This window comes from Streptomyces sp. NPDC057617 (genome assembly GCF_042800555.1).
In the GTDB taxonomy this organism is placed as follows: domain Bacteria; phylum Actinomycetota; class Actinomycetes; order Streptomycetales; family Streptomycetaceae; genus Streptomyces.
Genome location: NZ_JBHVGV010000011.1, coordinates 238932 through 260030, shown reverse-complemented (window position 1 = coordinate 260030; position 21099 = coordinate 238932). Strand labels below are relative to the sequence as shown.

At 70.8% G+C, this 21099-nt stretch carries 22 protein-coding genes and 1 pseudogene; 14 read left to right on the top strand and 9 right to left on the bottom strand.

Translation table 11 applies throughout. The annotated features are described in order from the left end of the window. Window positions 1-42 precede the first annotated feature (42 nt). The 5 genes and pseudogenes from ACFU9P_RS26620 to ACFU9P_RS26600 form a co-directional block, all read right to left on the bottom strand. The gene (locus ACFU9P_RS26620) at window positions 43-1458 is read right to left on the bottom strand and encodes a sensor histidine kinase (protein WP_384085306.1); all 1416 of its coding nucleotides are present in this window, start codon (window positions 1456-1458) and stop codon (window positions 43-45) included. Next, on the bottom strand, window positions 1455-2273 hold the full coding sequence (locus ACFU9P_RS26615) for a response regulator transcription factor (protein WP_384085303.1): 819 nt from the start codon (window positions 2271-2273) through the stop codon (window positions 1455-1457). Before ACFU9P_RS26615 ends, ACFU9P_RS26620 begins: the two co-directional genes overlap by 4 nt. 180 nt (window positions 2274-2453) lie before the next feature. Next, the gene (locus tag ACFU9P_RS26610; RefSeq protein ID WP_384085300.1) at window positions 2454-3497 is read right to left on the bottom strand and encodes a S1C family serine protease; all 1044 of its coding nucleotides are present in this window, start codon (window positions 3495-3497) and stop codon (window positions 2454-2456) included. Window positions 3498-3691: 194 nt separating this feature from the next. Beyond that, entirely contained in the window at window positions 3692-4717 is a 1026-nt protein-coding gene (locus tag ACFU9P_RS26605) for a LacI family DNA-binding transcriptional regulator (protein WP_376385649.1), read from the bottom strand. Between the two features lie 138 nt (window positions 4718-4855). Then, window positions 4856-5635, bottom strand: a pseudogene (locus tag ACFU9P_RS26600) (response regulator transcription factor); the annotation flags it as partial. 297 nt (window positions 5636-5932) lie between these two features. Between ACFU9P_RS26600 and ACFU9P_RS26595 the strand changes: the two are divergent. From ACFU9P_RS26595 to ACFU9P_RS26565, 7 genes are all read left to right on the top strand, one after another. Next, the gene (locus ACFU9P_RS26595; protein ID WP_384085297.1) at window positions 5933-6880 is read left to right on the top strand and encodes an alpha/beta hydrolase family protein; all 948 of its coding nucleotides are present in this window, start codon (window positions 5933-5935) and stop codon (window positions 6878-6880) included. 230 nt (window positions 6881-7110) lie between these two features. Further along, complete coding sequence (locus ACFU9P_RS26590) at window positions 7111-7365, top strand: MoaD/ThiS family protein (RefSeq protein WP_376385653.1); 255 nt, start codon at window positions 7111-7113, stop codon at window positions 7363-7365. A 10-nt stretch (window positions 7366-7375) separates the two neighbouring features. Beyond that, window positions 7376-8746: a hypothetical protein gene (locus ACFU9P_RS26585; RefSeq protein WP_384085294.1), complete on the top strand. Its 1371-nt coding sequence runs from the start codon at window positions 7376-7378 to the stop codon at window positions 8744-8746. A 145-nt stretch (window positions 8747-8891) separates the two neighbouring features. After that, the gene (locus ACFU9P_RS26580) at window positions 8892-9641 is read left to right on the top strand and encodes a DUF2993 domain-containing protein (RefSeq protein WP_376385657.1); all 750 of its coding nucleotides are present in this window, start codon (window positions 8892-8894) and stop codon (window positions 9639-9641) included. A gap of 255 nt (window positions 9642-9896) precedes the next feature. After that, window positions 9897-9977, top strand: coding sequence for a putative leader peptide (locus ACFU9P_RS26575; RefSeq protein WP_376385708.1), 81 nt, complete (start codon window positions 9897-9899; stop codon window positions 9975-9977). Between the two features lie 181 nt (window positions 9978-10158). Then, complete coding sequence (locus tag ACFU9P_RS26570) at window positions 10159-10998, top strand: sulfurtransferase (protein ID WP_384085291.1); 840 nt, start codon at window positions 10159-10161, stop codon at window positions 10996-10998. Window positions 10999-11027: 29 nt separating this feature from the next. After that, window positions 11028-11315 (top strand): DUF1416 domain-containing protein, encoded by a 288-nt coding sequence (locus ACFU9P_RS26565; protein WP_046498161.1) that lies wholly within the window; start codon window positions 11028-11030, stop codon window positions 11313-11315. 203 nt (window positions 11316-11518) lie between these two features. On the opposite strand, the gene ACFU9P_RS26560 is transcribed toward ACFU9P_RS26565, so the two are convergent. Together ACFU9P_RS26560 and ACFU9P_RS26555 are read right to left on the bottom strand one after the other, a co-directional pair. Further along, entirely contained in the window at window positions 11519-11803 is a 285-nt protein-coding gene (locus ACFU9P_RS26560; protein ID WP_046498163.1) for a DUF3099 domain-containing protein, read from the bottom strand. Between the two features lie 92 nt (window positions 11804-11895). Next, window positions 11896-12264, bottom strand: a complete 369-nt coding sequence (locus ACFU9P_RS26555; RefSeq protein ID WP_376385662.1) for a DsrE family protein — start codon at window positions 12262-12264, stop codon at window positions 11896-11898. Window positions 12265-12614: 350 nt separating this feature from the next. Between ACFU9P_RS26555 and ACFU9P_RS26550 the strand changes: the two genes are divergently transcribed. From ACFU9P_RS26550 to ACFU9P_RS26540, 3 genes are all read left to right on the top strand, one after another. After that, on the top strand, window positions 12615-13187 hold the full coding sequence (locus ACFU9P_RS26550) for an FABP family protein (RefSeq protein ID WP_384085287.1): 573 nt from the start codon (window positions 12615-12617) through the stop codon (window positions 13185-13187). A 98-nt stretch (window positions 13188-13285) separates the two neighbouring features. Further along, window positions 13286-13723 carry a Fur family transcriptional regulator gene (locus ACFU9P_RS26545; RefSeq protein WP_376385666.1) on the top strand — a complete coding sequence of 146 codons (438 nt, stop codon included), beginning with the start codon at window positions 13286-13288 and terminating at the stop codon, window positions 13721-13723. Window positions 13724-13798: 75 nt separating this feature from the next. Continuing rightward, window positions 13799-14764, top strand: coding sequence for a YgfZ/GcvT domain-containing protein (locus ACFU9P_RS26540; protein WP_384085283.1), 966 nt, complete (start codon window positions 13799-13801; stop codon window positions 14762-14764). A gap of 89 nt (window positions 14765-14853) precedes the next feature. Here ACFU9P_RS26540 and dtd read toward each other — a convergent pair whose 3' ends face one another. After that, the gene (dtd, locus tag ACFU9P_RS26535) at window positions 14854-15291 is read right to left on the bottom strand and encodes a D-aminoacyl-tRNA deacylase (RefSeq protein WP_376385670.1); all 438 of its coding nucleotides are present in this window, start codon (window positions 15289-15291) and stop codon (window positions 14854-14856) included. Window positions 15292-15689: 398 nt separating this feature from the next. Here dtd and ACFU9P_RS26530 point away from each other — a divergent pair, with 398 nt between their 5' ends. The 3 genes from ACFU9P_RS26530 to ACFU9P_RS26520 all read left to right on the top strand — a co-directional run bounded on the left by ACFU9P_RS26530 (window position 15690) and on the right by ACFU9P_RS26520 (window position 19216). Further along, window positions 15690-16352, top strand: a complete 663-nt coding sequence (locus ACFU9P_RS26530) for an ABC transporter substrate-binding protein (RefSeq protein WP_384085436.1) — start codon at window positions 15690-15692, stop codon at window positions 16350-16352. A gap of 258 nt (window positions 16353-16610) precedes the next feature. Then, window positions 16611-17654: an asparaginase gene (locus tag ACFU9P_RS26525; RefSeq protein WP_384085279.1), complete on the top strand. Its 1044-nt coding sequence runs from the start codon at window positions 16611-16613 to the stop codon at window positions 17652-17654. Window positions 17655-17974: 320 nt separating this feature from the next. After that, complete coding sequence (locus ACFU9P_RS26520; RefSeq protein WP_384085275.1) at window positions 17975-19216, top strand: GNAT family N-acetyltransferase; 1242 nt, start codon at window positions 17975-17977, stop codon at window positions 19214-19216. Between the two features lie 38 nt (window positions 19217-19254). On the opposite strand, the gene ACFU9P_RS26515 is transcribed toward ACFU9P_RS26520, so the two are convergent. After that, window positions 19255-19902: a TetR/AcrR family transcriptional regulator gene (locus ACFU9P_RS26515; RefSeq protein WP_384085272.1), complete on the bottom strand. Its 648-nt coding sequence runs from the start codon at window positions 19900-19902 to the stop codon at window positions 19255-19257. 143 nt (window positions 19903-20045) lie between these two features. On the opposite strand from ACFU9P_RS26515, the gene ACFU9P_RS26510 reads away from it, so the two are divergent. Continuing rightward, window positions 20046-21071 (top strand): hypothetical protein, encoded by a 1026-nt coding sequence (locus tag ACFU9P_RS26510; RefSeq protein WP_384085269.1) that lies wholly within the window; start codon window positions 20046-20048, stop codon window positions 21069-21071. Window positions 21072-21099: the final 28 nt, after the last annotated feature.

Here is a 21099-nt window from a genome sequence, read left to right as displayed (position 1 = left end):
CTTCCGGGACGGCTCTCCGTACTTACGGGGTTTCCGGAGGGCCTACGGGGTTTCCGGTGGCGGGGTCGGGGCTCCCGGAATCCGGATCGATGCCACCGTGCCGCCTTCCGGCGCCGGGTGCAGGGTGATCCGGCCGCCCGTCTGCTGGATCGTACGGGCCACGATCGACAGGCCCAGGCCGGAGCCGGGAAGGGCGCGGGCGGAGGGGGAGCGCCAGAAGCGTTCGAAGACGTACGGGAGTTCGTCGGCCGGGATGCCGGGGCCGTGGTCGCGTACGGTCAGCTCGCCGCCTTCGGCGACGGCGACCTCCACCGTGCCGCCCGGGGGGCTGAACTTCACCGCGTTGTCGAGGACGTTGACGAGGGCGCGTTCGAGGGCGGCGGGTTCGGCCCGTACGTACCAGGGGCGCAGGTCCGCGCTGATCGTCAGGTCCGGGCCGCGCAGGCGGGCGCGTTCCAGGGCGCTGTCCACGATGTCGTGCAGCGCGACGACCTGGAGCGGGCCGGGGTCGGCCGCGTCCGGGCGGGACAGTTCCTGGAGGTCGCCGATGAGGGCGGCCAGTTCGGTCATCTGCGCCTTGACCGACGCCATCAGCGCCCTGCGGTCGTCGGGCGGGATCGCGCGGCCCGTCTCCTCGCTGCGGGCGAGCAGTTCGACGTTCGTACGGAGAGAGGTCAGCGGGGTCCGCAGCTCGTGCCCGGCGTCGGCGATGAGCTGCGACTGCCGGTCGCGGGAGGAGGCGAGCGCGGCGGTCATGGAGTTGAAGGAACGGGACAGCCGGGCGATCTCGTCCTCGCCCGCGACCGGGATACGGACGGTGAGGTCTTCCGTACGGGCGACATGTTCGACCGCGCGCGTCAGGCCGTCGACCGGGCGCAGCCCGGCCCTCGCGACCCAGAGGCCGGCCGCGCCCGCGCCGATGACACCGATGCCGGCGACGGCGGTGAGGAGCAGGGCGAGCCGGTTGAGGGACGAGTTGATCTCGGTGAGGGGGCGCGCGACGGAGACCGCGACCTCGCCGGCGGGGATACGGAGGACCTGGCGCTGGGTGAAGACGCGGACCGGGGTGCCGCTCTCGGTCGTACTGTCGTGCAGGGACTGGTGCTCGGTGCCGTTGGCGACCGCGAGATCCTCCTGCTGGACGGTCACGGGCTCGGAGTCCGAGGCCACGCAGCGGGTGCCGTCGGCCAGGATCACCTGGATATAGGCGAAGTTGGAACCGCTCGGGGTGCCGGTATCCGTACCGTTGACGCAGTTGTTGAAGGTGTTCTGGACGGTAGTGGCCGGGGCCGAGGTGTTCTGGAGCGAGGTGTCCAGTTCGCTCGGCAACTGGGTACGGGTGAGCAGCCAGCAGGTCACGGCCACCGCGGCGACGGCCACGGCGACGGCCGTGGTCACGAGGAGCGCGAGCCGGGAGCGCAGGGGGAGCGACTGGAACCGGCGGATCGGGCCGGTCACTCGGCGCCACCGCTTCGGGAGACGGGGGCGCTGCCACGGCCGGGTGCGGCTCCGGTGCCGCTGCCCGTACCGCTCGTACCACCGCCCGTGGCGCTGTCCGCTCGCAGTGCGTAGCCGACTCCGCGCACCGTGTGCACCAGGCGCGGTTCGCCGCCGCTCTCCGTCTTGCGGCGCAGATACATCACGTATACGTCCAGCGAGTTGGAGCTGGGCTCGAAGTCGAAGCCCCAGACCGCCTTGAGGATCTGCTCCCGGGTGAGCACCTGCCGGGGGTGCGCCAGGAACATTTCCATCAGCGTGAATTCGGTACGGGTCAGCTCCACCCGGCGGCTGCCGCGGGTGACCTCGCGTGTGGTGAGGTCCATGCGCAGGTCGGCGAAGGCGAGGACGTCGTGCGCGGGCTGTTCGCCGGCCCCGGAGGCCGTGGCGTACGAGCTGCGGCGCAGGAGTGCGCGGATACGGGCGAACAGCTCGTCCAGCTCGAAGGGCTTGACGAGGTAGTCGTCGGCGCCCGCGTCCAGTCCCGTGACCCGGTCGCCGACCGTGTCGCGGGCGGTCAGCATCAGGATCGGGACCTTCGAACCGGCGGAACGGAGGCGGCGGGCCGCGGTCAGGCCGTCCATGCGGGGCATCTGGATGTCGAGAACGATCAGGTCCGGGGCGTACACGGTGGCCTTGGCGAGGGCGTCGACGCCGTCGACGGCGACCTCGGTCCCGTACCCGTCGAACGCGAGGCTCCGCTGGAGGGCCTCGCGTACGGCGGGTTCGTCGTCGACGATCAGGATTCTCTGCGGATCGCCTTCGGCGGGACTCATATCTCGGGTACCTCGTGGGTGTCTCGTCGGGTCGGTCTCTGGCCGGTCGCCGGTCGCTGACCGTCGGCCGCTGGTCGCGGGCCGCCGGTCGTGCCGGTGCTGCCGGCTCCTATCAGCGTCGCACGGCTCGGGGCATTGCTGTGAGGGGTGCCCCGGTGGTGCGGATCCCGGCGGACCGGATCAGTTCGCACCCCCGTCGCGCAGCGTGGCCAGGTCCGACTTGACCGTGTTGATCGGGATCGCGAAGCCCAGGCCGACGCTCCCGGCGCTGGAGCTTGCGCCGACCGACGCCGAACTCGGCGCGTACATCGCGGAGTTGATGCCGATGATCTGTCCGTTCATATCGATCAGCGCGCCGCCGGAGTTGCCCGGGTTGAGCGAGGCGTCGGTCTGGATCGCCTTGTACGTGGTCTTCGAGGAGCCGGTGTCACCGTTGAACTGCTGCCCGCCGAATTCGAACGGCCAGCTTCCGTCGCCCCCCTGCTGCCACGGGTTCGCGCTCTGGCCGTCGCCCTGGCCCTGGTCCTGCTCCTTCGCGACGGTGACATCGCGGTCGAGCGCGGAGACGATACCGCTGGTGACCGTGCCGGTCAGCCCCTCGGGGGAGCCGATCGCCACGACGCCGTCGCCCACCTTGAGCTGGTCGGAGTTGCCGAGGGTGGCTGCCTTGAGGCCGCTCGCGCCGTCGAGTTTGATCAGTGCGAGGTCCTTGTCGGCGTCGGTGCCGATGACCTTGGCGGTGTATGTCTTGCCCGTGCTGAGCTGCACCTTTATCGAGGACGCGCCGGTGATGACATGGTTGTTGGTGATGATCTCGCCGTCGGAGGTGATGATCACGCCGGAGCCGGTGGATTCGCCGCCGGTCGAGGTGGCGTTGATCTCGACGATGCTGGGTGAGACGGCCGAGGCGACCCCGGCGACCGTGCCGTTGCTGCTCTCCGCGACGGTGGTCCCGGTGACGGTGCTGGTGGCGGTGGTGCCCGTACCGTTGTCGGAGTACTGCCCGACCAGGGCGGCCGTACCGCCGCCGACGACCGCGGCGGCGAGCGCCACCGCCGCGAGGAGCGCGCCGGGGGTACGGACGCGGCTCCGGCCGCGGTGGGTCGGCGGGGCGGGGGGACTGTACGCGGGCGGCGGCGGATAGGCCGCCGGACCCGGGAACCCTCCGGTGGGCTGCTGCTGCGTGCTGTCTGCGTCGCCGCTGCTGCGGTAGTAGTCGGTCATGGAATCGACTGTCGGCGCGCGAGATGAGAACGGGCTGAGGACGTCCTGAGAAGCCCAACAAAACGGTGTATGCCCCATGTAAGGGCGACCGCCCCGGCCCCTGGGACCGCCTTGACCCCCGGACCGCCCCGACCCCCGGGAGCCTCGACCCCCGGGAGCCTCGACCCCCGGACCGGCCTCGACCCCCGACGGCCCTACCCCACGCACCCGCAGGACCGGCGCACGATCAGCGCCGACGGGAACTGCTTCACCCGTTCCCGTCGCGAACCCGCCAGCCGCAGGCCGTCGTCCAGGACCAGGTCCACCGCCGCTCGCGCCATCGCCGGGCGGTCGGAGGAGACCGTCGTCAGCGGGGGATCCGTGAGGCCGGCTTCCTTGACGTCGTCGAAGCCCGCCACCGCCAGTTCACCCGGGACGTCGAGCCGCAGTTCGCGTGCCGCCCGCAGTACGCCGATCGCCTGGTCGTCCGTCGCGCAGAACAGCGCCGGGGGCCGGTCCGGGCCCGAGAGCAGGTCCAAGGCGACCCGGTACGCGTCGTACCGGTTGTACGGGGCCTTGAACAGGCGGCCCTCCACCGACCGGCCCGACTCCAGCATCGCCCGCCGCCAGCCCTCGACATGGTCGGTCACCGGGTCGCCGACGACCGGGGTGGACTCGACGCCGCCGAGGCACGCCACGTACTCGTACCCGTGCTCCAGCAGATGGCGGGTGGCGAGCTGTGCGCCGCCGATGTCGTCCGTGACGACCGCGACATCGTCGATGCCCTCGGGCCGCTCGTGCAGCAGCACCACCCGCGCGTCCCAGGCCTCGATCTCGGCGGCGGCCCGCTCGCTCGGACCCTGGCTGACCAGGATCAGCCCCGAGACCCGCATCCCGAGGAACGCGCGCAGATAGTGGACCTCGCGCTCGTCGCGGTAATCGGAATTGCCGACGAGCACCATTTTTCCGCGCTCGGCCGCCGCCTGTTCGACCGCGTGCGCCATCTCCGCGAAGAAGGGCTGCCGGGCGTCGGGGACGACCATCCCTATCAGGTCGGTCCGCCGCGAGGCCATCGCCTGGGCGACCCGGTCCGGGCGGTAGCCCAGCTCTTTGATCGCGGCGACCACCCGCTCGCGCGTGGCCGGGGCGACCGGCCGGGGTCCGTTGTTGATGACGTAGCTGACGACAGCGGTCGACGTACCCGCCAGTCGTGCCACATCGTCCCGCGTCACCTTGGCCACGCGCGGCAGTCTACGCGTGGTGACCTACCGCTTGGCAGGCCGTCCGGCAGGTTCCTGTACAGCGTCCAGTTCGGTGGCCGAAACCGTACGCCCGTGCTCGCCCGCCGGCTCGTGCCGCGGCTCGCCACGGGCGCCCTCGGCGGCGGATCCTTTCGCCTGACCCGCGTCCTCGGCACCGGCACCGGCAGCCGTACCGGCACCCGTGCCACCGGCACCCCGCTCGGACTTCTCCGCGCCGCGCTCGGGCTTCTCCGGGGTGACGAAGCGGTAGCCGACGTTCCGTACGGTCCCGATCAGCGACTCGTGCTCGGGGCCGAGCTTGGCGCGCAGACGCCGTACGTGCACGTCGACCGTGCGCGTACCGCCGAAGTAGTCATACCCCCAGACCTCCTGGAGGAGCTGGGCCCGGGTGAAGACCCGGCCGGGGTGCTGCGCGAGGTACTTGAGCAGCTCGAACTCCTTGAAGGTCAGGTCCAGGACCCGCCCCTTGAGCTTCGCGCTGTACGTGGCCTCGTCGACCGACAGATCGCCGTTGCGGATCTCCATCGGGGAGTCGTCCGACGAGATCTGCTGGCGGCCCATCGCGAGCCGCAGCCGGGCCTCGACCTCGGCCGGACCCGCCGTGTCGAGCAGGACGTCGTCGATCCCCCAGTCCGCGGTGACGGCGGCCAGCCCGCCCTCCGTGACAACCAGGATCAGCGGGCAGCCGGGTCCGGTGGACCGCAGGAGCTGGCAGAGCGACCGCACCTGCGGAAGGTCGCGCCGGCCGTCGATCAGGATCACATCGGCACCGGGGGTGTCGACGAGCGCGGGCCCTTCCGCGGGAGCCACCCGCACATTGTGGAGCAGGAGCCCGAGAGCCGGCAGCACCTCCGTCGAGGGCTGGAGCGCGTTGGTCAGGAGCAGCAGAGAACTCATCGCCGCTCACCTGCCCCGGCCGGACTGCGGTCAACGGCGGCCGGACTGCGGTCATTCGGGTCGTACGCGTGGTGCTCGGTTCGCTTGCCCATTACGTCAGTTCCTCCTCGGTCCCTGCGAGGACGTATGCGGCACTGCTCGGTAGTGCCGTAGCGCGGTACTCGGACCGCACTGCTCAGTACTACCGCTTGGTACTGCCCGGTACCGCTGTGTCATCTGTCTGTAACAACGAACCGGAAACACAAAAGGACCCGGGGGCTGCATTGCCCGGATCCTCTTCGAAGCAGAATAACCCACATGCGTACCGCATCATCTGGTCAATCACGCAGATCATCTGATTACTCTGCCGGGCCGGGTGCCCGGCGCACCGTGCTCAGGACCGCGGACGGGGTCCCCATCGAGTCGGTGTACGAGCCGTGTACGGCAAGTATCGCCCCGGATTCCGGCGACGGGCAGGGGGCCGTTGGAGGGACCGCGATCGTGGTCGCGCACGGCTTCACAGGTTCGGTCGAACGGCCCGCGGTACGGCGGGTCGCGCGGGTCTTTGCCCAGCGTACGGCGGTGGTGACCTTCTCGTTCCGGGGCCATGGAGGCTCCGGCGGGCGCTCCACGGTGGGCGACCGGGAGGTGCTGGATCTGGCGGCGGCGGTGGAGTGGGCGCGCTCGCTCGGGCACCGTCGGGTGGTGACGGTGGGGTTCTCGATGGGCGGCTCGGTGGCGCTTCGGCACGCCGCGTTGCACAGGGGGCGCACGGATGCGCGGACCGACGCGGTGGTCTCCGTGAGCGCTCCCGCGCGCTGGTACTACCGGGGGACGGCACCCATGCGGCGGCTGCACTGGGTGGTCACCCGGCCCGCCGGACGGCTCATCGGACGCTTTGGATTGCATACGCGTATCCACCACCGGGAGTGGGATCCGGTGCCGCTGTCACCGGTCGAGGCGGTCCCGCTGATCGCCCCGACCCCGCTGCTGGTCGTCCATGGCGACCGCGACCCGTACTTCCCGCTGGACCACCCGCGGATGCTGGCGGCCGCGGCGCGGACGGAAGGGGTACGAGGGGCGGGACCTGCGGAACTTTGGCTGGAACCCGGCATGGGGCACGCGGAGAACGCGGCGGACGAGGCGCTGCTGCGGCGGATCGCGGAGTGGCTGACGGAGCGGGGCCGGGGTCCGGCGGGTGCGGAGCCGGAGAGGCCCGAGGGGGCGCAGGAGGAGGCGCAGGTCCAGGGCCCGGGCGGCGGCTGAGCGGGGAGAAGCGGCCGGCGCAGCAAATGCGGTGAGCAGGTGAGCAAATCCGGCGGTGGTACGGGGGGTGGTACGGGCGGGATCGCGGGGGCGGGGGGCGCGTACGGGCGTCCGCGCCTGCTGGGTCACGGAACGGGGGCGGCGCGGGGGCAGCGGCCCGGGCAGAGGGCCCGGAACCGGGCGGGCTCCCGGCGTCGGCCATCATGGAGGCCGACGAAAGGAGTGCCGCTATGGCAGCGGGCACCATCCGCTACTGGGCAGCGGCCAAGGCCGCCGCGGGAATCGCCGAGGAGTCGTATACAGCCGAGACCCTGGCCGAGGCGCTCGCCGCGGTGCGGTCGCGGCACCCGGGCGAGCTGACGCGCGTACTCCAGAGGTGCTCGTTCCTCGTCGACGGTGACCCCGTCGGGACTCGCGGCCATGAGACCGTACGGCTTGCCGAGGGCGGCACGGTCGAGGTGCTCCCGCCGTTCGCAGGAGGGTGAACCGCACAGCATGAGCAACGATCAGCAGCATCCGTACGGGCAGCACGGGCAGTACGGGAACGGGCAGAGCGGGCAGTACGGCCAGGGGCAGCCGCCACAGGGCCAGGGCCAGAGTCAGGGGCAGGTGCAGGGCGAGCAGGTTCCGTACGGGCAGTACGACCAGTACGGCAACCCCCAGCACTCCCACCAGCAGCCCCCGCAGCCCTCGTACCAGGACCCGGCCGCCCCCGCCTCCCAGGGCTGGGCCGAGCCCCAGCAGCAGCCGCACCCCCAGCAGGATCCGGGCGCCGCGCAGACCTGGGAGGGGCAGACCTGGGACACCCAGTACCAGCCGCGCCTCCACTGGCAGCAGGCCCAGGCCCAACAGGGGCAGCACGGCCAGCAGTCGCCGTATCAAGGACAGCCGCAGCAGCAGCCACAGGGGCAGCCGCAGCACGCCGCCGCCGAGACCGCGTATCTGCCCGTGCAGAACTCGTATCCGCTGCCGCCCGAGATGCCGAACCCCGCCCCGGCCCCGTACGACCCCCAGCCCGGCCCGCAGGCCTCCGTACCGTCCGCCGCCTCAGGGCCCGCGCCCGGCGCCGACGGTTACAACGCCCCCACCACCATGGGCAACGCCCGTATCACCGACGCCCAGCGCGCCCGCGCCGAGGGCCGGTCGCCGATCATCCCGCCGGGCATGCAGCCGGCCGGGCTGACCGCCGTACTCGGCCTGCTGCTGGCGGGAGGCGCGGCGGTCGGACCGTACGCGCTGCTCGTCCCGCTGGTGCTCCTCCAGGCGGTCACCGCGGCCGGCTGGTTCCGGCTGAACGGCATGTGGCCGGCCAGACAGGGCATCGCGCTCGCCTTCCTCGGCGGGCTGACCGCCGATGTCGCGCTGCTCGCGGTCGACGACAAGTACGCCGTGGCCGCGATCGTCGGCACGCTCGGGGTGTGGGTCCTGCTGACGGTCGTCCTCCAGCTCCGCAGCCGCGCGGGCGCCGACGAGCGGATGGAGGGCCTGATGGCCACCGTCGCCTCGGCCGCGCTCACCATCATCGCCACCGGACATCTCGCGGCCCTGCCGGACGCGGTGGTCGTGGGCGGGGTGGCGGTCGCCGCGACCACCGTGGTCCGGGCCCTGCCGCTGCCGGGGATCGCCTCGGTCGTGGTGGCGCTGCTCGCCGGTCTCGGCGCCGGAGCGGTGGTCGGCCCGATGACGGACCTGGGCGGCGGCCCGGGCGCGCTGCTGGGGCTGGGCGCCGGGATCTGCGCGCTGATCGGACTGCGGGCGGCGAGCTACGACTACCCGTCCCGCTTCGTCCATATGACCGCCGGAGTGGCTCTGCCCCTTACGGCCGCGGCCCCGGCCGTCTACCTGCTGGGCCGGGTGCTGGGCTGACCGGTTAGTCTCAGTCGGTCGCCGACGGGGCGGGATCGATCGAAATCGGTCAGCGGCGATCAGTGGGGCCGGCAACCCAGGGCCGGCATCGAAGCGACCGGAGACACCGGAACACCGGCACCGACAGGGTGGGGGAAACCGAGCAATGCGCGCACTGCGAATACTGCTGATTCTCGTCGTGATCTTCGGCGGACTGTTCGTCGCCGCGGACCGGGCCGCGGTGTACTTCGCCGAGGGCCAGGTCGCCGACCGGATCAGGTCGAGCCAGGGGCTCGACTCCCAGCCCCAGGTCTCCATCAAGGGCTTCCCCTTCCTCACCCAGGTCCTGGGCTCCTCGCTGGACCAGGTCGACATCAGCCTCGACGGTGTCAGCGCCACCGCGGACGGCCACCAGGTCCAGGTGACCGAGGTCAGCGCCGAGCTGAAGAACGTCGAGATCGACAGCAGCTTCTCGTCGGCCACCGCCGGCCAGGCCACCGGCTCGGCGCACATCTCGTACGCCGATCTCGCCAAGTCCGCGCCGAAGGGCGCCACCGTCGGGTACGCGGGTCCCGACCGCGCCGCCAAGGGACAGGTCAAGGTGTCGGGCCCGCTGGCCGAGGTGCTGGAGGGCGCGGGCATCGATATGCCGTCCTCGGTACGGGCGCTGCTGGAGGGCCGCGAGGTCACTGCGTACAGCACGGTCTCGCTGACGGGCGGCGACACCGTACGGCTGCGGGCCGAGACGCTGCCAGAGCTGCCGGTGCCGGGCCTGAACGACCAGGTCAGGGACGTCGTCAACTACGACCTCAAGATCGACGGACTGCCGTCGACCATCAAGCTCGACAAGGTCACCGCCTCGGAGACCGGCCTCCAGTTCTCCGGTACGGGAACGAACGTCTCGCTCGCGGGCTAGGCCCTGGGCGCGGGCCGGACACGGCGAGGCGCGCCGACCGGAGGCCGCCGACCGGGGGACCTCCGGCCGGGTGATCGGATGGTGAGACGCCGGTGTCCGCTCCGCAGAAGCCCCGCGGGCGGAACCGGCCGCTCCAGCCCGCCCGGTAGCGCCTTCCCCGCGCCGGCCGCACATCGTCTCGTTCTGTGGACGATCGTGTCTCGCCATACGACACACCGGTGACATGTCCGCCGGAACGTCCCTACGATCGGACGTATGAGGCAGCAGGCGGACTTCACGAAGCGGCGGGCAGTCGACCTGTGCCGCGTCGCCGCCATGCTCTGTTGCGCTGTCTGAACGGGATTTCCGCGTCCCGTTTTTTTCTCCGGCCCTTCGAGTGTCTCAGGGCCAGCACCGCGCCGTATGCCGGCTTCCGTCCCTCGTGTGCCATGCCCGGAAGCCGACGCCGTACCCGTACGCACCAGCACCACCCGGCACCAGCACCATCCCGCCGCACACTGCCCCGGAGGAGAACAGCATGAGCCGCAGCGACGTCCTGGTAGACGCCGACTGGGTCGAGGCCCACATCGACGACCCGAAGGTGGTCATCGTCGAGGTCGACGAGGACACCTCGGCGTACGACAAGAACCACATCAAGAACGCCGTCAGGATCGACTGGAAGAAGGACCTCCAGGACCCGGTCCGCCGTGACTTCGTCGACCAGGAGGGCTTCGAGAAGCTCCTGTCGGCCAAGGGCATCGCCAACGACGACACGGTCGTCCTCTACGGCGGCAACAACAACTGGTTCGCGTCCTACGCGTACTGGTACTTCAAGCTGTACGGCCACGACTCCGTCAAGCTCCTCGACGGCGGCCGCAAGAAGTGGGAGCTGGACTCCCGCGACCTGGTCGAGGCCGTCCCCGAGCGCGCGGCCACCACGTATCAGGCGCAGGCCCAGAACACCGCGATCCGCGCCTTCCGCGACGACGCCGTCGCCGCGATCGGCACGCAGAACCTGGTCGACGTACGGTCGCCCGACGAGTTCAGCGGCAAGCTGCTCGCGCCGGCGCACCTCCCGCAGGAGCAGTCGCAGCGCCCGGGTCACATCCCGTCCGCGCGCAACATCCCGTGGTCCAAGAACGCCAACGACGACGGCACCTTCAAGTCGGACGACGAGCTGAAGGAGCTGTACGCCGAGGAGCAGGTGGACCTCAGCAAGGACACCATCGCGTACTGCCGTATCGGTGAGCGTTCCGCGCTCACCTGGTTCGTGCTGCACGAGCTGCTCGGCGTCGAGAACGTCAAGAACTACGACGGCTCGTGGACCGAGTACGGCTCGCTCGTCGGTGTGCCGATCGAGCTCGGCGCCAACAAGTAATCACGCCCCGACCTGGAGGACTGAACAGTATGTGTGGAGCACAGGCCGGCGGCCCCGACGCTTCGACGATCAAGCCCGGCGAGACGACCATCCAGGGTTCCGTGACGCGTGACGGCGAGCCCGTCACCGGCTACGTACGCCTGCTGGACTCGACCGGTGAGTTCACCGCGGAGGTCCCGACCTCGGCGACCGGGCAGTTCCGCTTCTACGCGGCCGAGGGGACGTGGACGGTGCGGGCGCTCGTACCGGGTGCCACGGCGGACCGTACGGTCGTCGCGCAGACCGGGGGCCTCGCGGAGGTCGCGATCGCGGTCTGAGCCCGCATGTGACTGGAGGGCCGCACCTGTGAGGGGTGCGGCCCTCTTCGCGTGGTTCACGCGCGGGTCCCGGCGGGGTTTACGCGCGGGTTCCGGCGGGGGTTCCGGCGCGGGTTCCGGCGCGAAAAGCAGGCAGATACCCCCACCCTCGGCGGGCACCGCGCCTCTCGCGCCGCTTCCCGCCCGCTCACTGCTCTGCCCGGCTACTTCCTGCTGTCTCTCTTCTGGGACTTCGGGGGCGTCTTGCCGTCCAGTTCGTCCCACCACTCATCGGACTGAGGGTCCCCGGTCGGGTCGTCCCACCAGCGGTCGTCCTTGCCCCGCGCGTTCCCCACCATGGCCGCGATCGGTGGAATGACCATGGCGACGATGCACAGGGCGACGGCGGCCGGGACCGACCAGAATCGTACGAATCCCCAGGCGGAGACGAAGAGGATCAGGCATCCGCCCATCAACAGGAAGTACCGACGACGGCGTCGCGTGTACATGTCTCCAGCGTACGACCGAAACCGCTGCCGGGACCCACCCCGGACCCAGCCCGGGACTCACCCGGAACCCGCGCCGGGACCCCGTACGGGCGTCAGTAGACGAGGGCCTGGACGTCGTCCGCCATGATCTCGCTGACGAAGACCTGCGCGCCGGCGATCCGTACCCCCTCGATCACATCCTTCTCCGAGATGTCGCGCCGGGCCGCGCACTGCGTGCAGAGGGTGATCTGTCCCCCGGCCTGGACCGACTCGATGAGTTCGGGCAGCGGCGCGGAGTGCGGCAGTTCGAACTCGGCCGCCCGGCCCGGCAGCGAGAACCACGCGGACTCGCCCGTCAGCCACAGCGAGACCTCGATCCCGCTGGCCACGGCGACGGCCGCGACGGTGAAGGCCTGGGAGCAGCGCTCGGGGGCATCGGCCCCGGCGGTCACTTTGATCACGAGCTTCTTCGCGGAAGGCATATGCCGAACTGTAATCCTGGGCTGAACCGGCGGCTCCGGAGCGCGTTGCATCGTGGCTCCGTAGCGGTGTCGCACCGCGGCTCCGGAGCGGGGCGCACCTCATCGTGAGGGCCGGGTCATCACCCATTAGGCTGGGGCCCGGCCCCACCGGCCCCAGCTCTGCCCTTACCGCGCACCCGAGGAGCACCCCGTGCTTGAGGCTTTCTTCACTTCCCTGCTGGTCCTCGTCTGCCTCGGCACGCTCGCGTTCGCCGGACTGGCCGTGAAGAAGCTGTACCAGGGCCAGCGCTAGTCTCCGGGGCCACCTCCCCCGCCACACCCCCCGCCTCTACAGATCGACTGAGCCGCTCATGATCGAGATTCCGTCCGACCTGCACCCCGACCTCGTTCCCCTCGTCTTCCTCCTCGGGAACTGGGAAGGCGTCGGCGTCTTCGACTTCCCCGGCGACGAGAAGGCCAACTTCGGCCAGGAAGTCACTTTCAGCCATGACGGCCGGGACTTCATCGAGTACGTCTCGCACACCTGGGCGCTCGACGCCGAGGGCAAGAAGCTCCGGCCGATCGAGTCCGAGTCCGGCTTCTGGCGGATCGACAAGGACCGCAAGGTCGAGGTCGTGATGGTCAGGGACCAGGGCGTGGTGGAGGTCTGGTACGGCGAGCTGGCCGACCAGAAGCCGCAGATCGACCTGGTCACGGACGCGGTGGCCCGTACCGCCGCCTCCGGCCCGTACAGCGGGGGCAAGCGGCTGTACGGCTATGTCAAGGGCGATCTGATGTGGGTCGGCGAGAAGTCGACACCCGGGATCGCGCTGCGCCCGTACATGTCGGCGCATCTGAAGAAGGTCGTGACGCCGGACCAGGTCGAGGCGTGGGCCAAGGACCTCGGGGATCTCCCGGACGACGGCATCGCGTTCTTCAAGTAGTCGCCGTCGCTTCGAGTTTGCGCCATCGGTCTCGCCTTCTTGGGGCAGTCCGTTACGATCCGCCCGCACCGCCCCCGCTGCTGCATACACTGGGGAGCGTGGTGAGCACCGACTGGAAGAGCGATCTCCGGCAACGCGGCTACCGGCTGACGCCGCAGCGTCAGCTTGTGCTCGAAGCCGTCGACTCCCTCGAACACGCGACGCCCGACGACATCCTCTGCGAAGTGCGCAAGACCGCCTCCGGGGTGAACATCTCCACCGTGTACCGGACCCTGGAGCTGCTGGAGGAGCTGGGGCTGGTCTCGCACGCCCATCTCGGGCACGGCTCCCCGACGTACCACCTGGCCGACCGCCATCACCACATCCATATGGTCTGCCGGGACTGTACGGAAGTGATCGAGGCGGATATCGAGGTCGCGGCGGAGTTCACCGCCAAGCTGAGCGCGACGTACGACTTCACGACGGACATGAAGCACTTCGCGATCTTCGGCCGCTGCCGGGCCTGCTCGCTGCGCGCGGCGGGCGCCGGTTCGTAAAGCCGGTTCGTAAAGCCGGGTCGGTTCCCGGGCACGCCCGGGGCGCTGCCGCCGCCAAGTCGTAGGCTGATAAGCATGAAGAGCCCTCTGCTGTCCCTGTCCGGAGCCGTTCCCGCCGAAGGCCAGGACGAAGGCGTCGCCGCGCATTACGGTGATCTGTTCCGTGAGCAGCGCTCTCTCGCCGATGGCACCGGTCTGGTCGACCTCTCGCACCGCGGGGTTGTGACCGTGACCGGGGACGACCGGCTGAGCTGGCTGCATCTGCTGCTCACCCAGCATGTGAGCGAGCTGCCGGCGGGGCAGGCCACGGAAGCGCTGATCCTCTCGGCGCACGGTCATATCGAACACGCGCTGTATCTCGTGGACGACGGCGAGACGCTGTGGGCGCATGTCGAACCCGGTACGCAGGGCGCGCTGATCGCGTACCTGGAGTCGATGAAGTTCTTCTACCGGGTCGAGGTCGCCGACCGTACGGACGACATCGCGATCGTCCACCTCCCCGCGGGCTCCATCGCGGAGGCGCCCGAAGGCGTGGCCGTACGGGAGACTCCGTACGGCCGTGATCTCTTCCTGCCCCGGGCGGACCTGGAGGTGTACGCGGCGGCGAACGGGCCGCTGGCCGGGATCCTCGCGTACGAGGCCCTGCGGATCGAGGGCCACCGGCCGCGCCTCGGCTTCGAGACCGACCACCGGACCATCCCGCACGAACTGGGCTGGATCGGCAGCGCGGTCCATCTGCACAAGGGGTGCTACCGCGGCCAGGAGACCGTGGCGCGCGTCCAGAACCTGGGGAAGCCGCCGCGCAGGCTGGTCTTTCTGCACCTGGACGGCAGCGAGGTGCATCTGCCGGGGCACGGTACGCCCGTACGCCTCGCGGCGGACGGCGCGGACGGGCGCCAGCTCGGCTTCATCACCACGTCGGGGCGCCACCACGAGCTGGGACCGATCGCGCTGGCCCTGGTGAAGCGGAATGTGCCGCTGGACGCGGAGCTGATGGCGGGGGACACGGCGGCGGCGCAGGAAGCGGTGGTGGAGGCGTAGGCGTAAGGGGGGCTTCGGGCGCCCCGGCCGGGGCCGCGGCGTTGCCGTCCGGGGGCCGGGGCGTTGGTTGTCCGGGGGTGGCCGGGGGCCTACATGTCCAGCAGTACCGTGAACGGGCCGTGGTTCGTCAGGGACACCCTCATGTCCGCTCCGAAGCGGCCCGTCTCCACCCGCGCACCCAGTGCCCGCAGACTCGTCACCACCGCGTCGACCAGCGGTTCGGCCACCGGGCCCGGCGCCGCGGCGTTCCACGTGGGGCGGCGGCCCTTCCGGGCGTCCCCATAGAGGGTGAACTGCGAGATCACCAGCAGTGGGGCATTCACTTCGGAGCAGGATTTCTCGTCTTCAAGCATCCGTATCGACCAGAGCTTCCTGGCGAGCCGTTCAGCCTGCTCTTTTGTGTCCTCATGGGTCACTCCCACCAGCACACACAAGCCCTCGCCCGTGAACCCGCCGACCGTCTCGGTCCCCGACTCCGTCACCACGTCGACACTCGCGCCGTCGACTCTCTGCACCACCGCTCGCATGCGGACCAACCTATCGGGGGCCGAACGGGTGCAGAGTGCCCGCATGCGCCTGGCCAGGAGTGGCACCATGCACAAAGGCGGCGCGTCGGTGGGCGCGCCGGTCGAGGGATGGGGGGTTCCCAGCGGAGCGAGGGCGGGTCTCCCCAGCGGAGTGAGGGGAAGTACGTGTTATGAGCGCATCTGGTGGCGGGCAGCCGCCCGGTCCCGTACCGACGGCCTGTACGACGTGCACGACCAGCGGGACCGGCAGTTCCGGTACGGAGCTGGGGCGGGCGGATCTCGGGCGGGCAGATCCGGGGCGGGCGGATCTGGGGCGTACGGACTTGGGGAGTACGGATCTGAGGGGTGCGGATCTGGGGCCCGGGGTCGGCACCGGTTCGGGTACCGGGATCGGTTCCATGAGTCCCTTGAACACCGGTCTGAATGCCGGTCTGAATACTGGTCCGAGTGCCGGGAACGGCAAGGCGGGCGGGAGCGGCAGGGCGGGCGGGACCGGCAAGGCGAAGGGGAGCGGTGCTGGTTCCGGAGGGCTGCGGCCGCCCGTACAGCGGACCGGCGCCGAGGGTTCGCTGCCCGCGGCCCGGCCGTACGACTTCCGGGTGCTGCGGCTGCCCGAACTGCGCGCGCTGCGCCGGGACTCGCAGCGCGACGAAGCCGATCTCAGCTATCTGCGCAGGCTCCTCCAGGGCCGTATCGACATCCTGCGGGCCGAGCTGGCCCGCCGTACCGCGCCCGAGACACCGGTGGTCGACCGGCTCTCCGAGATCCTCACCGACGCCCCTTCGCAGCACCGCACCTCCGCCCGCCATGTCACGCTCTCCGTGCCGCGCAGCGAGGAGTACCGCGCGCTGGCCGCGGAAACGCTCGCGGAGGTGGAACTGTCGGACCTGGAGGCCCGTACGGACGAGGAGCTGCACTCCGCGATGGGCAGGCTGATCAGGAACGAACAGCAGCTCTCGCGCCGCCGTCACCAGCTCCAACAGACGGCGAACGACTGCAGTGCCGAGATCGCGCGCAGGTACCGTGAAGGTGAGGCACAGGTGGATGACCTGCTCACGTAGTCGATTCGCCTGATCGATCGCCTGGTCGATGACCTGCTTGATGACCTGCTCCATGGCCTGTTCGACCTGCTGACCCGCTCACCGAGACCGCCGGCGGCGCCCTTGTGGCCGCCGGCTTTTCCGAGCGGGTCGCCGAGTGGGGCACCGAGTCGGGCACCGAGTCGGGCACCGAAGGGGTCGCCGAGGGGGTCACCGAGGGGGTCACCGCCTCGTACCCGCACCCGCACTTGCACACGCACCTGTACCGGAAGGCCGACGATGACATCCAGCACCCCCGCCATACCGCCGGCCGTACCCGTACCCGTACCGTCGCAGACGGTGGCGCCCGTACCGGAGCCTGCCGCTGTTCCGTCGGCGGACGCCGCGCCGCCCGTGCTCGCGGAGGTCGTACGGTCCGGCTTCACCGAGGGACGGCACCGCGGCACGCTGGTGCTGCTCGGGGTGGACGGGCAGGTGGAACTGGCGCTCGGCGACCCGGACGCCCCGGTCTTCCCGCGCTCCAGCAACAAGCCGATGCAGGCCGCCGCCGTCCTGCGGGCCGGTCTCGATCTGTCGGGCGAACGGCTGGCGCTGGCCGCGGCCAGCCACTCCGGCGAGGCCTTCCATCTCGACCTCGTCCGCACCATGCTCGCTGAGCACGGGCTGACGCCGGACGATCTGCTGACCCCGCCGGACCTGCCGGTGGACCGGGACGAGGCGGAGGCGTATCTGGCGGCGGGCGGGGTGCGGGACCGGGTCGTCATGAACTGTTCCGGCAAGCACACCGCCATGCTGGCGGCCAGCGCCCTGAACGGCTGGCCCAAGGACAGCTATCTGGATCCGGAGCATCCGCTCCAGCGGCTGGTCCGTACGGTGATCGAGGAGACGGCGGAGGAGCCGGTGGACGCGGTCGGTACGGACGGCTGCGGAGCCCCGCTGATGGCGATCAGCCTCACCGGGCTGGCGCGGGCCTTCCGGCACTTCGTACGCGCCGAGCCGGGGACGGCCGAGCGGCGGGTGGCGGACGCGATGCGGGCCCACCCGGAGTATGTGGCGGGCACGCGCCGTTCGGACACCTGGCTGATGCGCGAGGTGCCGGGGACGCTGTCGAAGATGGGCGCGGAGGCGGTCCAGGCGGTGGCCCTGCCGGACGGCCGCGCGCTGGCCTTCAAAATCGACGACGGCGCGATGCGTGCGATGGGCCCGGTCCTGGCCCGCGCGCTCGAACTGCTGGGCGTGGAGTCGGAGGTGGTCGGCCGCATCGGCCGGGCGCCACTGCTGGGCGGCGGCGCCGAGGTGGGGGCGGTGCGGGCGGCGTTCTGAGGGGGAGCGGGGAGCGGCGCGGGAGCGTTGGGACGCGGGAGTGTTGGGAGCGGTGCTCTGGTATCGGGGCGGTGCTCTCGTACGAGAGCGATGATCCGGAGCACGAGCGCTAGTCCGGAGTACGAGCACTGCTCCGGAACATGGGCGCTGCTCCGGGGTGGCGGCAGCGCCCCGAAGTGGTAGCGCCGCTCCGAAACGAGAGCGGCGCTCCGGTTGGCGGGCACTGCTCCGGCGCGTGTGCGCTGCTCCGCTCGCCTGTCGGCCCGCCGGGTGGAAAATCCGGATGCGGGCGACCCGTACCAGCGCCTAGCGTGTGGATCATGAGCCTTGAGGTCCGTACTGTCGCCGCGTCCGAGTTTCCCGACTGGCATCGCGCCCTGAACATCGGGTTCCTCCGGCCGCCGGTCAGCCCGGACGACGTGATCGCGGCCCGGTTCGCGAACAGCGATCTTGAGCGTACGCGCGGCGCCTTCGACAACGGCCGCTGCGTCGCGACCTTCCGGTCCTTCGCACAGGAGCTGACCGTGGTCGGCGGTGCCGCCCTGCCCGCCGACGCCGTCACCAATGTGACCGTCTCTCCCACCCACCGCAGGCGCGGGTTGCTCGGCCGGATGATGGCCGCCGACCTCGCCGCCGCGAAGGAGCGCGGGGACGCCGTCGCCACGCTGGTCTCCGCGGAGTACCCGATCTACGGGCGGTACGGTTTCGGACCCGCCGCCTCCACCGCAGAGTGGGAGATCGACGTGGCGCGTACCGGCCTCGACCCGCGCTGGTCGGGCCCGGTCGACGGCGGCAGGATCGATCTGGCCGACGCCGCCGACGTACGGAAGCTCGGCCCCGAGCTGCACGAACGCTTCCGGCCGCGCCAGCCCGGCGCCGTCGACCGCGACGAGCGCTGGTGGCAGGTCAACACCGGCGAGGTGCCCAACGGCCAGCCCTGGACCGAGCCGTTCTACGCGGTCTACCGCTCGGCGGCCGGCGACGTCGAGGGCCTCGCCGAGTACAGCGCCGACGATCTGTGGGGCGACTCCAAGCAGCCGAAGAACACCGCGTCCGTGCGGAAGCTGATCGCGGTGTCGCCGCGCGCGGAACGGGCCCTGTGGCAGTTCCTGTGTTCGGTCGACTGGATCACCAAGGTCAGGACGGGGCTCCGCGCCCCGGACGATCTGCTGCCCCTGTTCCTGCCCGACCCGCGCGCCGCGCGGATCGTGACGCAGGCGGACTTCCTGTGGGTGCGGATCCTCGACACGATACGGGCGCTGGAGGCGCGTACGTACGCTGTGCCCGGCACGGTCGTGCTGGACATCCACGACAGGGCGGAGCTGGCGGCCGGCCGGTTCCGGCTGGACGCCTCGCCGGAGGGCGCGACCTGCGTCCCCACCACCGACTCGCCCGATCTGGTGCTGGACGTACGGGAGTTGGGCGCGCTGTATCTGGGCGACGAATCGGCGCTGCGGCTGGTCGCGCTGGGCTCGGTCAGCGAGGAACGCCCGGGCGCGGCGACGGTGGCGGACCGGCTGTTCCGTACGCCGAGGCGCCCTTGGTGCCCGGACATCTTCTGACCCGGTGTCTTCTGACTCGGTGTCTACGGACCCGGTGTCTACCGACCGCGCCGCCGCACCAGGGGCAGGTACACCTCGTCGGTGATCTCGACGAGTACGTCGTCGGGCGCGTGCGGGACCCCGCGTACGACGAATTCGTTGCGCAGCAGGACGACGGCCACCGTGGCGACCCGTGGATGGAGCGCCTCGGGGGACGCTTCGCCGCGTGCGACCGCGCGCCCCAGGACCGTCAGCCAGGGGGCGGCCGCGGCGTCGCCGGACTGATCCTGTAGCTGCGCCAGGAGTTCCGCCGCGCCGCCGGCCGCGGACATCAGGTCGCGCAAGACCGTGCCGAGGGGGGAGCCCCAGTGGCGGTTCGCCCGGCGCAGCAGTTCCAGGACGTCGCCGCGCAGATCGCCGGTGTCGGGCGGCTGGACTGTCGTGGCCAGTTGCCGGTACGCGGCGATGCCGAGCGCGAGGCGGTTCGGCCAGCGGCGGTAGACGGCGTTCTTGTTGGTGCCGGCGCGGGTGGCGACCTTGTCCATGGTGAGCCCGGCGTATCCGGATTCGGTGATCTCGTCCACCGCGGCGCGCAGGATCGCCTCCTCCAGGACGGCTCCGCGTCGCCGCGTCCGCCCGTCGGCGCCCGGCTGTCTCGCCGCGTCCCCTGACGTGGCCTCCGCGCCCTCCGTGGCCTCTTCCCGCATGGTGTCTTCTGGCGCCTTCCCGCGAGCGGTACGGATCGTACCTTCCCATTCTGATTGCCGTCCCTGGTTAGAGGCAACTAGGGTACGTTGCGTACCGTAAATCTTTTTGCCGTGAATCTTCCTGCCATGAAAGGACGCGACGCATGCGGTCCAAAGGCATCAGCTACGACACCGGCTTCGTCCGCTACGGAGCGAACTCCCGTACACACTTCGACCCGGAGGTGGTCAGGCGTGAGCTGCGCGTCATCCGTGACGATCTGCACTGCAACGCGGTCCGTGTCATCGGCGGCGATCCGGAGCGGCTGGAGTTCGCGGCGTCGTACGCGGCCGACCTCGGCCTTGAGGTCTGGTTCTCGCCCTACCCCCTTGAACTGACCACCGACGAGACGCTGTCGCTGTTCGCCGACTGCGCCGCCCGCGCGGAGCGGCTCCGGCGGCGCGGAGCCGACGTCGTGTTCGTCGCCGGCGCCGAGCTGAGCCTGATGAACAAGGGATTCCTGCCCGGTGAGAGCACCGAGCAGCGGGTCGAACTGCTGCGGCAGCCACATCGCCTGCGCGAGCGGATCGCCGAGGTCGGCGCGCGCGTCAACGACTTCCTCGGCAAAGCCGCGGTACTCGTCCGGGAGCGCTTCGGCGGCAAGGTCACCTACGCCGCCGTACCGCTTGAGCGCGTGGACTGGACCCCCTTCGACATCGTGTCCATGGATCTCTACCGGTCGGCCGGGATCGCCGACCAGTTCGCCGAAGGCGTCCGTGACCTCGTGGCGCAGGGAAAGCCCGTCGCCATCACCGAGTTCGGCGCGGCCGGCTATCGGGGTGCGGGGGACAGGGGCGCCGAAGGCCTGGAGATCGTCGAGTACGACAAGGAGACCGGCGCACCGCTCCGGCTGAACGGTGAGTATGTCCGCGACGAGGCCGGTCAGGCGGCGTATCTGCGTGAGCTGCTGGAGGCCTTTGACGCCGGGGGCGTCGACAGCGCTTTTGTGTTCACCTTCGCGCTGAACGACCATGTGCACCGCCCCGACGGCGACCCCCGCGAGGACCTGGACCTGGCCAGCTACGGCATCGTCAAGGTCCTGGACGGCCGCCTCGGAGAGACGTACCCCGGCCTGCCGTGGGAACCGAAGGCCGCGTTCCACGCCCTCGGCGACTATTACCGGGAGCACTGAGGCGGGGTTGGGCGCGTGCCGCGGGGGC

Excerpts from the sequence above, each read along its gene's own strand:
- ACFU9P_RS26560 (WP_046498163.1), bottom strand. The coding sequence starts at position 11,803 with ATGTACACGCGACGCCGTCGTCGGTACTTCCTGTTGATGGGCGGATGC.
- ACFU9P_RS26610 (WP_384085300.1), bottom strand. The coding sequence starts at position 3,497 with ATGACCGACTACTACCGCAGCAGCGGCGACGCAGACAGCACGCAGCAG.
- ACFU9P_RS26585 (WP_384085294.1), top strand. The coding sequence starts at position 7,376 with ATGAGCAACGATCAGCAGCATCCGTACGGGCAGCACGGGCAGTACGGG.
- ACFU9P_RS26510 (WP_384085269.1), top strand. The coding sequence starts at position 20,046 with ATGCGGTCCAAAGGCATCAGCTACGACACCGGCTTCGTCCGCTACGGA.
- ACFU9P_RS26580 (WP_376385657.1), top strand. The coding sequence starts at position 8,892 with ATGCGCGCACTGCGAATACTGCTGATTCTCGTCGTGATCTTCGGCGGA.
- ACFU9P_RS26515 (WP_384085272.1), bottom strand. The coding sequence starts at position 19,902 with ATGCGGGAAGAGGCCACGGAGGGCGCGGAGGCCACGTCAGGGGACGCG.
- ACFU9P_RS26520 (WP_384085275.1), top strand. The coding sequence starts at position 17,975 with ATGAGCCTTGAGGTCCGTACTGTCGCCGCGTCCGAGTTTCCCGACTGG.
- ACFU9P_RS26575 (WP_376385708.1), top strand. The coding sequence starts at position 9,897 with ATGAGGCAGCAGGCGGACTTCACGAAGCGGCGGGCAGTCGACCTGTGC.
- ACFU9P_RS26530 (WP_384085436.1), top strand. The coding sequence starts at position 15,690 with ATGAGTCCCTTGAACACCGGTCTGAATGCCGGTCTGAATACTGGTCCG.
- ACFU9P_RS26590 (WP_376385653.1), top strand. The coding sequence starts at position 7,111 with ATGGCAGCGGGCACCATCCGCTACTGGGCAGCGGCCAAGGCCGCCGCG.
- ACFU9P_RS26540 (WP_384085283.1), top strand. The coding sequence starts at position 13,799 with ATGAAGAGCCCTCTGCTGTCCCTGTCCGGAGCCGTTCCCGCCGAAGGC.
- ACFU9P_RS26550 (WP_384085287.1), top strand. The coding sequence starts at position 12,615 with ATGATCGAGATTCCGTCCGACCTGCACCCCGACCTCGTTCCCCTCGTC.
- dtd (WP_376385670.1), bottom strand. The coding sequence starts at position 15,291 with ATGCGAGCGGTGGTGCAGAGAGTCGACGGCGCGAGTGTCGACGTGGTG.
- ACFU9P_RS26565 (WP_046498161.1), top strand. The coding sequence starts at position 11,028 with ATGTGTGGAGCACAGGCCGGCGGCCCCGACGCTTCGACGATCAAGCCC.
- ACFU9P_RS26525 (WP_384085279.1), top strand. The coding sequence starts at position 16,611 with ATGACATCCAGCACCCCCGCCATACCGCCGGCCGTACCCGTACCCGTA.
- ACFU9P_RS26570 (WP_384085291.1), top strand. The coding sequence starts at position 10,159 with ATGAGCCGCAGCGACGTCCTGGTAGACGCCGACTGGGTCGAGGCCCAC.
- ACFU9P_RS26555 (WP_376385662.1), bottom strand. The coding sequence starts at position 12,264 with ATGCCTTCCGCGAAGAAGCTCGTGATCAAAGTGACCGCCGGGGCCGAT.
- ACFU9P_RS26615 (WP_384085303.1), bottom strand. The coding sequence starts at position 2,273 with ATGAGTCCCGCCGAAGGCGATCCGCAGAGAATCCTGATCGTCGACGAC.
- ACFU9P_RS26595 (WP_384085297.1), top strand. The coding sequence starts at position 5,933 with ATGCGTACCGCATCATCTGGTCAATCACGCAGATCATCTGATTACTCT.